Consider the following 13,997-nt stretch of genomic DNA (forward strand, 5'->3'; position numbering starts at 1 on the left):
AAATATAACTATATTATTGAAATTCTTATTTTTTATAATTCTAGTTAATTATTAAAGTTATGTAATTAAAAGAACAAAAATAAAGAGAATAAATTAAATTATCCTCTTTATTTTTGTTCTTTTAATAATATTATATATTTTTAGATTTTAGCAAAAACAAATAATTATTGTAATAGAAGGTGTACATTGTTTTGGCGCAACAATGTTAAATTAATTATTACAATTTGCTAAAATAATATTGGTATATTTATATTTAATATATCAATGAACTTTTTATTTAATAAAGGTTCATTAATTACATTATTACAAGTAAATTTAAGATTACTTAAACTCATAGAAAGTTCTTCTTCTATAAATTCTTCAAAGTCCCATCTTATAGACTCTGTTATAAATTCATATGTATCTGAAGGAGAATTGAAAATTTTAATAAATAATTTTTTTTCAGGATCACTATCCCAGTTGTTATTAAACTTATCACAAAATAAATTTAATTCTAATAATAGCCTGTCTTCATTACTTTCCCAAAGAGAATTTAGAAAATTGTAAGATTCTATCATTGAATTAAGATTACTTATATTAATAGAATTATTTTTAATTACTTCTTCAGTTATAATATCAAAAGTAGATACTGGAATGAAGAATCCTTCACATGTACGATCAAAATAAGTTAAAAAAGAAGTAGGTAAGAATATATGTTGTAAAAAACCCAAAAGAGCATTTATAGAAGGATAAACTACCCATCCACATTTTAAAATACCTTTTTCAGAATCTAATATTCCAGTATAAGCAATTTTAGATTCTGTGGTTATAGATCTGTTATCAAAATATCCTTCCCATAACGAATGATCATTTAATATTCTATTTTCCCAAAACAAGTATTCTTTATAATTATTTTTTTGATTTGGGTTTTTATTAGTATTACTCTTCACATAAGACACCTCTTTTCAACTAAAAAACTAATATAAATTATCTTAAAATTTATATATAAGTATTTTTTTTAATAGACTATATTTAATATATAGTCTATTAATTATTAAAGTTTAGAATAGTATTCTACTACTAGAGAATCATTAATTTGTATTGGAACTTCATGTCTTTCAGGATTTCTTATAAGAGTACCTGAAAAATCAGTTTCATTTTTGCTTAAATATGGATATAAATTATTACTTTGTGATAAAAAATTTTCTTTAAAAAGTTCATTTTTTTGAGATTTTTCTCTTAAAGCAATTACATCGTTAATCTTTATATTGAAAGACGGAATATTTACTTTGCTACCATTAACTAAAATATGTCCATGAACTACCATCTGACGTGCTTGAGCAACTGAAGTTGAAAAGCCTAATCTATAAACTAAATTATCTAACCTACATTCTAATCTTTTTATTAAAGCAGGACCAGTGGGTTCTTTATCTTTAAGTGATTTTTTTACATAAGTTGCAAATTGTTTTTCCATTACGCCGTAGTATGCTCTAAGTCTTTGCTTTTCAAGAAGCTGAGTACCATAAGCTGAAAGTTTCTTTGCATTTCTAGCGCTACCATTATTAGCTCTTTTCATTGCATTAGGATGACCTATAACATTTAATCCTAATCTCCTACATAATTTAAATCTCGGTTTAATCATTCTTGCCATAATAATATCATCTCCCATAAAAAATTGCCGCGATAAAATTAAGCCTGAAAATAATATAACATATAATCTATAAAATGTAAATGAAAATCATTATCAATTATAAAATATTTTTATTGAATAATATAGTTTTTAATATTTAAAGAGTTAAGCTAATATAAAAATATTATAAATTTATTAAATAAGTTTTTAAGTCATAACAGTAAATACAATTATTGTGATTTTTTTAGAGTTTTAAATATTTTTTATAAATTAAATGTATAATATTTATTTACTATAATTTAATAATAAATTAATATATAAATAAATATTATTTTAAGATTGAAATTATGACTTTCAAGTTCAATTGACAATCATTTTTAAAATATGATATTATAATTTTTGTAAAATTATAATTTAAAATGTAGAATTATAAAAAAATAGAATGAAGAGGTATTTATGGAAAACATATTAAAAAATGAAAAACTTATGATATTTGCAGGTGGAGTTGTAGCTGGTACTTTAGGATTAAAAGCTTTAAAAAGTAAGACAGCTAAGAAGATTTATGTTAGTACATTAGCTAATGGAATGAAACTTCAACAAGATGCACAAAATTTATTTGAAACAATGAAAGAAGATGCACAAGATATCTGCTATGAAGCAAGAAAAAGTTCAGTAGAAGATTCTGTATCTTCTGAAGGTTAAAATTAAATTAAGATTTAATTAATAACAATTTATATTAGGTTTCATGAGTTTTATAAACAAGCTTATGAAACCTAATATTTAATTAAGGCACATGAAAATAAAAGGACGTGATTTATAAATGAAATATAAAATAGTCCATGATATGCCAGGTCGTTTAAGAGTAAGATGCGGAGAATTTGCTTTTTCATTAGAGCAAAGTTGTAGTATAGAGTATATCTTGGAAAAGAGTGAATATATTGAAGGTACAGAGGCTTGTTATGTTACTGGAAGTATTTTAATTTTTTATGATGAAGACTATAAAGATGAAATATTAGAGTTACTTTCTAAAATAAAAATATCAGAATTACCAGAATTAGATTGTGATAATAAAGAAAACTCAAAGGAAATAGATAAAGAATTTAAAAATACAATTTTACATATGATAGGAAGAAGAGTTTTTATAAAACTATTTGTACCAACAGGCATACGTAAAGTATTAGCAGTTTGGAATTCTTTTAGGTTTATGAATAAGGGGGTAAATAGTTTACTACAAGGAAATATAAATGTTGATGTATTAGATGCAGCATCAATTGGAGCAGCGTTATCTCAAAAGGCCTATAAAACAGCAGGTTCCATAATGTTCCTACTTAATATTTCTGAGTTACTTGAAGACTATACAAGAAAGAAAACAAAAAATGAACTTACTAAGAGTTTAGCTATAAATGTAGATAGTGTATGGTTAGCAAATGATGATAAAGAAATATTAATACCTATAGGAGATCTTCAGGTTGGTGACAAAATAATAATTCATACTGGAAATGTTATACCAGTTGACGGAGTTGTTTATGATGGTCAAGCTATGGTAAATCAATCTTCAATGACTGGAGAACCTCTTGCCATTGAAAAAGGAATAGATGATATAGTATATGCAGGAACTGTTGTTGAAGAAGGTGACATAAAAGTAGAGGTAAAAGCTTTATGTTCAGAAAGTAGAATTAGTAAGATCATTGAGTTAATAGATAATTCAGAAGAGTTAAAAGCAAATATACAAGGCAAGGCTGAAAAACTAGCAGATAATATTGTTCCATTTAGTTTATTTGGAGCAGCAGCTACATATTTAATTACAAGAAATATTACAAAAGCATTAGCAATACTATTGGTAGATTACTCTTGTGCAATAAAGTTGTCTACTCCAATTTCAGTAATATCTGCAATGAGAGAAGCATCAACCCATAAAGTTATGGTTAAAGGCGGTAAATACCTAGAAGCATTAGCAGAAGCAGATACAATTGTATTTGATAAAACAGGTACATTAACTGTAGCATCTCCAACAGTAGCTAAAGTTATACCTTTTGATGGATTTGAAAGAAATTATGTATTAAAAACAGCCGCATGTTTAGAAGAACATTTTCCACATAGTGTGGCAAGAGCTATTGTTAAAAAAGCTGCACAAGAAGAACTTCATCATAAAGAAGAACATGCAAAAGTAGAGTATGTTGTAGCTCATGGAATCGCAACATCTATTAATGAAGAAAAAGCAATAATAGGAAGTTATCATTTTGTGTTTGAAGATGAAGGAATCATATTATCAGATGAACAAAAAGAACTTATAGAAAAAGAAAGTAATGGCTATTCTCTTATTTATTTAGCAGTTGGAAATAAACCAGCAGGATTTATTTGCATAAGTGATCCAATAAGAAAAGAAGCCAAACAAATAATTTCAAATTTAAAAGATACAGGAATAAATCAAGTAATAATGTTAACTGGTGATGGAGAGAAAAATGCTAGAATAGTAAGCGAAAAGTTAGGAATAGATAGATTCTATGCACAGGTATTACCAGAAGAAAAAGCTAATATTATAGAAAAATTAAAAGCAGATGGACATAAAGTAATAATGGTAGGTGATGGAATTAATGATTCACCAGCACTTGCAGCTTCAGATGTTTCTATTTCTATGAAAGATGGATCGGATATAGCAAAAGAAGTTGCAGATGCAACATTAATGTCATCTGATTTAGAGTCACTTGTAATAGTTAGAAAGATAAGTCAAAACCTTATGTTAAAGATAAATAAAAATTATAGAAATATACTTTTATTTAACACATCACTTCTTGTACTGGGCTTATTTGGATATATAAGACCGACAACATCTGCTGTGTTACATAATTTATCAACTATGGGGATAAGTGCAGACAGTATGCGTCCTTGTTTATAATTTATTATATTAAAAGATATCTTCTCATGAACTTAATAAGTTTTCATGAGAAGATATTTTAATGTGACTTAATATAAAAAATAATTATGATATTATTGTATTAAAAACTAAGAAAGATTAAAAAATATATTTAAGGTGGATAAAATTATGTTTAAAAGTTGTAAGAAAGATTTTAGTGATTTTATAATTAATAAACAGTTTAATAGATTAGAGAATAAAATAAAAGATGTAAATTTTTTACTAGAAGATATTAAGGAAAGTCAAAGGAATTATAGATATTCTAATATAATGTCAGCTTTAGAAGATTTTGAACAGTCAATATTAGAAAATCATGAAGAAAGAAAAACTTTTATTCAACTTATGGCTCAAAGTAAACTAAATATAGGATTAGATAGTATTTTAAGAGAATTTATAAATCTAGTTAACTTTTTTGTACAATGGGACGAATTAAATATTTTTGAAAAAAATTTTGGCTCTGCTAAGTATTCAGAAAAAAATGTAGAGAGAAAGTTAAATCAATTATGTGAAGATTATGTTTATTTAAAAAAAGGAATAAAAACATTAATAGATTTAAAAATATCTCAGGGTATAGAAGAAGAAAAATTACAATATTTATTTATAAAGTTAGAGAATTTAGATGAAATAATAGACGAAAATAAAATATATAATTGGTTGCCTCCTGAAAATGAAGAGAACTCTTGGCAGCATCAATTATTATATGGAAGAAATTATGTGAATCATAAATTTAAAGAAGATAATGCTATAAATAAAAGTTTAGATGAAACGAAAATAGTAAATATAAACCAAATGGTACATAACTCAAAAAAATTTATAAAAAACATATTAAAAAAATAGGCTATATTTTATGGGTAAGGGAATTTGCGTAAATATAGCGCAAAATAAAAGGAGGAGTATTTATGAAGTGTAAAATTAAAGAATGTTGTAATACTGTGGAAGAGGATGAAAAATACTGTAAATATCATTTAATAAAGAGAAATTCTAAAAATAGAAAAATTATTGCAGCGGTTAGTATTATTACTAGCTTATCTATTGTTAGCATTACTGGAATAAAAAAATATTTTGATATGAATAAAAACTTTAAAAAAGTTCAATAATAAGAGTAACTCTTCACAGTAACTAAAAATAATATATATTTAATATCTAAAAAATAGTGTATTGGTTTTTATTAAATCAATACACTATTTTTTTATTCTTTAGGAATTTATATAAAATTGTATATGAATAGAATTTATTATAAAATTAATATAAAGTACGCACAGCATCTTTAGTGCGTTTTTTCTTTATATAAATGAAGTGGAGAGCAAAAAATGAAAAATATAATAGATTTAAAAAGAAAAGATGGTATTAATATAAAAGCACAATTAAAAGTGTTGGATGAAAGCTATATTGAAAAAATAATGGAACTACAAGAATATGTAGATAAATCATTAGAAGATAAAGAATTATATGTTTTATCAACAAAAGAAGAATTTATAGAATATATGCAAGGGGAAGGTAAAGCTATAGGATATTTTACTTTAGATTCAGATGAATTAATAGCTTTAGGTGTATATAGAAAATTAGGATATGAAAAAGAGAATTATGGTTATGATTTAGATATAGAGGGAGAAAAACTTTTAGAGATTGGTCAAGTTGAAGTTACAATAGTTAGAGAAGATTTTAGAGGAAATAAACTTCAAAAAATTCTTTGTGAAATTTTAGAGAAGATAGCTTTAAATAATAAAATTTCAATTATGACAGCTACAGTTTCTCCTTATAATAAATTTAGTTTAAATACATTTGAATCAATAGGATATAAAGTTGGAAAAGATAAATTAAAATATGGTGGACTAAGAAGATATGTTTTAATTAAATATTTATATTAATTTTGGGAGGTAAAGATGAGGATATTACATACTGGTGACTGGCATTTAGGTAAAAACCTAGAGGGAAAAAGTAGAATGGATGAGCAGGAATTATTTTTAAATGATTTTGCTAAGTTAGTTAAAGAAAATAATATAGATTTAGTTATTATTGCAGGTGATGTGTATGATTCTAGTAATCCCCCAGCAAGAGCAGAAAAAATGTTTTATGATACATTGAAAAAAATATCATCTAATGGCGAGAGAATTACATTAGTTATATCAGGCAATCATGATAGTCCAGAAAGACTTGTATCAGCAGGTCCTCTTGCAAGAGATCATGGAATAATTATGGTTGGTACTCCTAAAACCATAGTTCAATGTGGTGAATATGGAAATCATAAAGTTATAGAGTCTGGAGAAGGATATGTTGAATTAGAAATAAATGATGAAAAAGCTGTTATATTAACTGTTCCATATCCTAGTGAAAAAAGATTAAATGAAGTTTTATATGGAGAAATGGACAATGAAGAAGATAGAGTGAAGTCTTATAGCGATAGAATACATTCATTATTTGATTCTCTTAAGGTACATTATAGAAAAGATACGATTAATTTAGTTGCATCACATTTATTTGCTATGGGGAGTGAAGAAGGTGGTTCAGAAAGAAGTATTCAGTTAGGGGGAAGCTATATAGTAGATGGAGGATGTTTTCCCCATGAAGCTCAATATGTAGCTTTAGGGCATGTTCATAAACCACAAATTGTTCCTGGTACTAATAAAAGAGCAAGATATTGTGGATCACCTATTCATTATAATAGAAAAGAAATAAATTTTGATAAGAAGTGTTTTATTGTAGATGTAAAATGCAATGAAGAGCCTAATATACAAGACATTGATTTAAAGGTATATAAGCCTATTGAAATATGGAAATGCACTAATATTGATGAAGCAATATTAAAATGTAAAGAAAACTCAGAAAGAGAAAGCTTTGTTTATCTTGAAATAGAAACTGATAGATATGTAAGAGAAGATGAAATAAAGCAGATGAAAGATTTTAAGAAAGATATATTAGAGATAATTCCTAAGATTAAAATAAATGATGAGGAAGAAGATATTAAGAATATATCAGAAAAGTCTTTTGATGAAATATTTAAGGATTTTTATAAGAAAGAAAGAGGCGTTGAAGCAGACACGGAAGTTGTTGAGTTATTTTTAAATATAATGTCAGAGGTAGGTGAAGAAGATGAGACCAATTGAGCTTAGGATTAAGGGATTAAATAGTTTTATAGAAGAGCAGAAGATAGATTTTAATAAGTTGACTGAAAGAGGATTTTTTGGGATTTTTGGACCTACAGGTAGTGGAAAATCAACTATTTTAGATGGAATAACATTAGCTTTATATGGACAGGTTTCAAGAAAAAGCTCTAACTATATAAATACTAATTGTGATTCATTAAATGTAAGTTTTAAATTTCAAATATCAGGTATAGAAAAGCGAACATACGTTGTAAGTAGAGAATTTAAACGTGATAATAAAACTGGTAATCCAAGAACTTCAAGGGCTAAAATAATTGATAAAACCAATGAAATAGAAGAAGTTTTAGCTGATAAAGCTCAAAAAGTAACTGAAAAATGTGAAGAAATAATAGGTCTTGGATTAGAGGATTTTACTAGAACAGTTGTATTGCCACAAGGCAAATTTAGTGAATTTTTAAAGCTTGAAGGAAAAAGTAGAAGAGAGATGCTTGAAAGATTATTTAATCTTCAAAAGTATGGAAATATTCTTTCGGTAAAATTATCTAGAGAAATAGGTAAAGAAAAAACAGAGAGTAATCTTCTAACTGGAGAATTAAAAGGTTATGATGAAGTTAGCAGTGAAAAACTTAATTTAAAAAATGAAGAACTAGAATGTGCTAAAAATCAATTAAGTAATGCAAATAATGAATTAAAAGATATAGAGAAAAAATATAAATCTAGTGAAGAAATTTGGAATTTACAATTTGAATTAAACTCTTATAAAGAACAAGAAAAAGTTTTAAATTATAAATCTAGTGAAATAGAAGAAGATAAAATTAAGATTAAACTTGCGGAAGCTGCATTAAAGGTTAATCCATATGTATTAGCATATGAAAATACTTTAAATGAAGGCAATGAGACTCAAAAAGAAAAAGAGAGATTAGAAATAAACTTTAAAAAATTGAAGGTTGAAAAAGAAAATTCAGAAAAAAATTTATTAGAAATTACAGAAAAAAAAGATAAAGAAATACCAGAATTAAAATTAAGAGAACAAAAAATAAATGACGTAATAGAAGAAAAAAATAAGTTAGATATTTTAGATAAAGAAATAGAAGAAATTTCTTCAAAGGTTCAAGTATTAAGAGAAAAATATAAGAAAGAAAAGAATAATAGTTTAATTATAGAGGATAGTATTAAAAATACAACTATTAATATCAAGGAATTGGAAGAAAAATTTGAAAGCTTAAAAATAGATGATGAATTAAAAGTTAAGATTCAAGATGGTCTTTTAATCACTGAAAAATACAGTTTATTTGAAAAAAATATTAGTAATAATAAAGATAAATTAACGAATATAAATAAAGAAATAGAAAATTTAAAAGTGAATTTTGATGAGTTACAAAAAATATATAAAGTAAAGTCTAATTCATTAAATAAAAGCAAGGATGAATTAGAAAACTTGATTAAACACTGTCCAGGTAACCAGGAAGATTTATTAATACTTCAAAAAAATCTAACTAATTGTAATGAAAAGTGGGAAAAATTCAATCAATATTCTGATGAAATAAAAAAATCTAAATTATTAATTGAAGAATTAGAAGAATTATTAAAAAAAGATAAAGATAAAAAATCTAGTATTGATAATGAATTATTAGACTTAAAAGAAAAATACAAAAAATGTGAAATAGAAAATTTAGCTTTTAAAATAAGAATGAATTTAAAGAATGGTGAAGCATGCCCGGTATGTGGATCATTAGAACATGGTATAAAAAGCAAAGATAAGTTAATAGATGATTTAGATGATGATATAGTAAATCAATTAAATAATAAAATTAATGATTATGAAATTAACTTAAAAGTATTGGAACAAGACATAACAATATATAATACTAAAATCAACTCTGAGGAAGATAAAATTAGAGAGAAAAATCTTCAAATAGAAAATTTAGGAGAAGAGTTTAAAAACGTAGTACCTAAGGATTTAGAAGGTCAATTTAATAGGTTGAAAAAAGATATAGAAAACTATGATGCAAAAAAAGAAGTGTTAGAAAATGCACTTATACAACTAAAAGATGAGAATCATAAATTGGAAAATGATAGTGAAAGAATATCAACTTTAATAAAGGAAAAAGAAACACAAGTAAATTTGATAAATGAAGAATTAGCTATTGATATAGGAGAACTTAACAATATAAATGAAAAATTAAATATTATTATAAGAGAAACTAATGTCAGTGATTTTAATAAAAAAAGTCAAGAGATAGTTAATATAGAAAAAGAAAGAGAAATTTTATCAAAGAAGATAAAAGAATTTAGAATTAATCTTGAAACCTTAATTAAAGAAAAGGATAAAGTACAAGAAAATTTAAACTTAATTACTGAAGAAGGAACGTATGCACGTACATCATTAAATGAAAAAAATAAAAATAGAGAAGAAAAAATAAAAATAATAAAAGATAAGTTAGAAAAAGAATTTAATTTAATTGATGATTCAAATAATATTGATAGAAATAAGTTGTTTATGTTATTAGATTCTATAAAAAAAGAAATAGAGTGTATAGAAAAAGAATTTAAATTAATTCATGAATTGAAAGACATAATTTGTATTAAATATGAAAAATGTAATGAGGAATTTATTTCAATAGTAGCTAAGGAAAATCAGATTATAAAGAGATGTGAAATAGAAAAAGAAAATTTAAATAAAAGTTTAAAAAGTGAAAATTTTGAATCTATAGAAGAAGTAAAAGCAAATATTATTGAACTTAATGACATTGAAATATTAAAGGCAAAGATAGAAAAATATAAAGAAGATTTATCTAAAATCAAAGGAGCAATAGAGAACTTAGTTAAAAAATTAAATAATAGAGAAGTTACAGAACAACAATGGATAAGTATTCAAAATAGTGTAAAAGAAAAGAAACTAAAATTTGAATCATTAAATGAAATTAAAATTAAATTAGAAGAAGAATATAAATTTATAGACAATAAACTTAAAGAGCTTAAGGATTTATTAATCAAAAAAGAAAAGATTGATCATAAATTAGCTTTGCTAGATGATTTAGATAAATTATTTAAAGGTAAGAAGTTTGTAGAGTTTGTTGCTATTACTCAATTAAAATATATTTCAATGGAAGCATCTAAAAAATTAAAGGAAATAACTAATGGAACTTATGGATTGGAAGTAGATGAAAATGGAAAATTTATAATAAGAGATTATAAAAATGGAGGTGCTGAAAGAGATGCATCTACCTTATCAGGAGGAGAAACATTTTTAACATCACTAGCATTAGCATTGGCATTATCATCACAAATACAGCTTAAGGGAACAGCACCATTAGAATTGTTTTTCCTAGATGAAGGATTTGGAACATTAGATGATAATTTATTAGAAGTAGTTATGAGTTCGTTAGAAAGATTGCATAATGATAAATTAAAAATAGGTATAATCAGTCATGTTGAGTCTATTAAAAATAGAGTGCCTGTAAAGTTAATACTTACTTCAGCAGAATCAGGAAAAGGGGGAAGCAAGGTAAGGATTGAACGAAGTTAAACTATATTAATGGGTAAATGGGAAAATATTCAGAGTAAACAAAGGTCAAAGAAAGTCAAAATTGAAGAAAAACTTAGATTTATACTGAATGGTTTAAGATAATTAAGATTTTTAGAAAAAGTATTCATTTTTTAAACATTGACAATATTTAGTTGTGTTAATAAAATATTCACTATAAAAAGAAATATAGTGTGAAGAAGCAAGTACACGAGATATTAGAAGGAGTGATAGTTTATGATAAAAGAAAATGGTAATATTTCAATTCATACAGAAAATATATTCCCTATTATTAAAAAATGGTTATATTCGGATAAGGATATTTTCATTAGAGAACTTATAAGTAATGCTTGTGATGCTATAAGTAAGTTAAAAAGATTATCAGCTTTAGGTGAAGCAAATGTAGATGAAAATGAAAAATTTAAGGTTACAGTAATAGTAAATAAAGAGAAAAAAACTCTTAAATTTATTGACAACGGAATTGGAATGACAGAAGACGAAGTTAAAAAATATATAAATCAAGTAGCTTTTTCAGGAGCAGAAGATTTTGTAGAGAAGTACAAAGATAAAATGGATGAAGGTAGTGATATCATAGGTCATTTTGGACTAGGATTTTATTCAGCATTTATGGTTTCTGATAAAGTTCAAATTGATACATTATCATATAAAGAGGGTTCAGAACCTACAAGATGGATATGTGAAGGTGGTACTGAATTTGAGATTTCTAACTCGGATTCTAAAAATGAAAGAGGTACAATAATAACTTTATATATCAATGAAGATAGTAATGAATTTTTAGATGAATACAAGCTTAGAACTATTATTACTAAGTATTGTTCATTCTTACCTATAGAAATATATTTAGAAGATGAAAACAAGGTAAAAGAAGAACCTAAATATGAAACAAAGAAAAATGAAGATGGAACTGAGTATAAAGAACTTATAACACCAGAAGAAGCAAAACCTTTAAATGATACACATCCTCTTTGGATGAAAAAACCAAGCGAATGTACTGATGAAGAATATAAAGCTTTTTATAGACATGTATTTACTGATTTCAATGAACCGCTATTTTGGATTCATTTAAATGTGGATTATCCATTTAATTTAAAAGGAATATTATATTTCCCTAAATTAAAACATGAATTAGAAGCTACAGAAGGTCAAGTTAAGCTTTATAACAATCAAGTTTTTGTTGCTGATAATATAAAAGAAGTAATTCCAGAATTTTTATTACTTTTAAAGGGTGCAATAGATTGTCCGGATTTACCTCTTAATGTTTCAAGAAGCTTTTTACAAAATGATAAAGATGTAGCTAAAATATCTAATCATATAGTTAAAAAAGTAGCTGATAAGCTAACATCATTATTTAAAAATAGCAGAGATGAATATAATAAATTCTGGAATGATATACAAATATTCATTAAGTATGGATGTTTAAGAGATGAAAAATTCTATGAAAAAATTAAAGATATAATTATATTTAAAACTATTAATGATGAATATGTTACATTAAAAGATTATTTAGAAAAAGCTAAAGAAAAACATGAAAATAAAGTATTCTATGTAAATGATGTAAGACAACAATCTCAATATATAAAATTATTTAAAGAATATGAATTAGATGCAATTATATTAGATGCAAGTTTAGATAATCATTTAATATCTTTCTTAGAAATGAAAGAAAGTGGAGTACAATTTACTAGAATAGATTCAGATATATCAGATGTTTTAAAATCTGATGAAGATTCTAACACTGAAGAAGTAAAAGAATTAAATAAAAAAATAGAGGAAATGTTTAAATCTACTCTTGGTGAAAAGATAAAGAATATATCAGTAGAGGGATTAAAGGATGCAGGAACTCCTGCTATGATATTAATATCTGAACAGTCAAGAAGAATGGCTGAAATGAGCAAAATGTATGCAGCTATGAATATGCCAGCAGGAATGTTTGATGAAGAAAAAACTTTAGTAGTAAATAACAATAATACTATTGTTAAAAAGATTATAAGTTTATATGAAGATGATTCTAAAAAAGAAGATGTTAAATTCATTTGTGAACACATATTTGATTTAGCTAAAATAGCTAATAAGGAATTAAGTCCAGAAGATATGGATGAATTTATAAAGAGAAATAATGAACTTTTAAGTAGAATTTTATTATAAAATAACAGTATTGCTAAAAAGGTACTTGATGAATTTTTCAGGTACCTTTTTTGTTATTATATATTATTTTTATTGAATTATTTAAATTAATATTTTAAGCAATTTATATATTATGTGATAATTATATAAATTTTATACTAAATAATTTATAAATTTATTATTAATGCAGTTCTTAGGAGAATAATGTTACTATAATTTGAGTATATATTAAAAAGGTGGTAAGCTTGTCCTTTAATACCTTAGAGTATTATGGTATAATAACACCGTATATTTTTAAATGGAGGTGTTTTTATAATGAAACACATAAAAACAATCAATAAAACAAACATAAAAAATAGTTTATGTAAGCCAGGATGCAAAGAATGTGCTAACTCATGTCAATCAGCATGTAAGACATCTTGCACAGTTGCAAACTTAGAATGTGAAAACTAATATACCTTAATAGCAGTAACTAGATAGTTACTGCTAACTTTTTTATTTTATGGCTCTGTTTTAAATGCGTGTTGATATATGCAATAGGTAAAGTGGCATTGTAATTGGACTTTGAGAATTCTTAATGAGTATTGTCATATTTACTGCTTGTCACAATTTTATATTGGGAGCAAGCTAAAATGGGACTATACTCATTTTAGCATTCCTAAGTTCAATTACTCAGTCCACTTTGCTTATGCATATATC

The 13,997-nt window shown here is 25.0% G+C and carries 11 protein-coding genes; 9 read left to right on the forward strand and 2 right to left on the reverse strand.

Annotated features, from left to right (window positions below):
- Nucleotides 1-227: 227 nt before the first annotated feature.
- On the reverse strand, nt 228-929 hold the full coding sequence (locus NG901_RS02045) for a hypothetical protein (RefSeq protein ID WP_252212068.1): 702 nt from the start codon (nt 927-929) through the stop codon (nt 228-230).
- 104 nt (nt 930-1,033) lie between these two features.
- Complete coding sequence (gene rpsD / locus NG901_RS02050; protein ID WP_252212070.1) at nt 1,034-1,630, reverse strand: 30S ribosomal protein S4; 597 nt, start codon at nt 1,628-1,630, stop codon at nt 1,034-1,036.
- 435 nt (nt 1,631-2,065) lie between these two features.
- On the opposite strand from rpsD, the gene NG901_RS02055 reads away from it, so the two are divergent.
- The 9 genes from NG901_RS02055 to scfA all read left to right on the forward strand — a co-directional run bounded on the left by NG901_RS02055 (nt 2,066) and on the right by scfA (nt 13,751).
- On the forward strand, nt 2,066-2,311 hold the full coding sequence (locus NG901_RS02055; RefSeq protein WP_252212071.1) for a DUF6110 family protein: 246 nt from the start codon (nt 2,066-2,068) through the stop codon (nt 2,309-2,311).
- Nucleotides 2,312-2,429: 118 nt separating this feature from the next.
- Nucleotides 2,430-4,505: a heavy metal translocating P-type ATPase gene (locus NG901_RS02060; RefSeq protein WP_252212076.1), complete on the forward strand. Its 2,076-nt coding sequence runs from the start codon at nt 2,430-2,432 to the stop codon at nt 4,503-4,505.
- Nucleotides 4,506-4,652: 147 nt separating this feature from the next.
- Complete coding sequence (locus NG901_RS02065) at nt 4,653-5,360, forward strand: hypothetical protein (RefSeq protein WP_252212077.1); 708 nt, start codon at nt 4,653-4,655, stop codon at nt 5,358-5,360.
- 62 nt (nt 5,361-5,422) lie between these two features.
- Nucleotides 5,423-5,620: a hypothetical protein gene (locus NG901_RS02070; RefSeq protein ID WP_252212078.1), complete on the forward strand. Its 198-nt coding sequence runs from the start codon at nt 5,423-5,425 to the stop codon at nt 5,618-5,620.
- Nucleotides 5,621-5,833: 213 nt separating this feature from the next.
- A complete protein-coding gene (locus NG901_RS02075) occupies nt 5,834-6,391 on the forward strand; it encodes a GNAT family N-acetyltransferase (RefSeq protein WP_252212079.1) in 558 nt (185 codons plus the stop codon).
- A 15-nt stretch (nt 6,392-6,406) separates the two neighbouring features.
- Nucleotides 6,407-7,627: an exonuclease SbcCD subunit D gene (locus tag NG901_RS02080; protein WP_252212080.1), complete on the forward strand. Its 1,221-nt coding sequence runs from the start codon at nt 6,407-6,409 to the stop codon at nt 7,625-7,627.
- Nucleotides 7,614-11,156 carry an SbcC/MukB-like Walker B domain-containing protein gene (locus NG901_RS02085; RefSeq protein WP_252212081.1) on the forward strand — a complete coding sequence of 1,181 codons (3,543 nt, stop codon included), beginning with the start codon at nt 7,614-7,616 and terminating at the stop codon, nt 11,154-11,156. The genes NG901_RS02080 and NG901_RS02085 overlap by 14 nt, the downstream gene beginning before the upstream one ends.
- A 234-nt stretch (nt 11,157-11,390) precedes the next feature.
- Nucleotides 11,391-13,319 (forward strand): molecular chaperone HtpG, encoded by a 1,929-nt coding sequence (gene htpG, locus NG901_RS02090; RefSeq protein WP_252212083.1) that lies wholly within the window; start codon nt 11,391-11,393, stop codon nt 13,317-13,319.
- Between the two features lie 294 nt (nt 13,320-13,613).
- Nucleotides 13,614-13,751, forward strand: coding sequence for a six-cysteine ranthipeptide SCIFF (gene scfA / locus NG901_RS02095; protein ID WP_003371542.1), 138 nt, complete (start codon nt 13,614-13,616; stop codon nt 13,749-13,751).
- The last annotated feature ends 246 nt before the right edge of the window (nt 13,752-13,997 follow it).

Origin of the sequence: Clostridium sp. CMCC3677 (genome assembly GCF_023845585.1) — a bacterium.
Lineage (GTDB): Bacteria > Bacillota > Clostridia > Clostridiales > Clostridiaceae > Clostridium > Clostridium aquiflavi.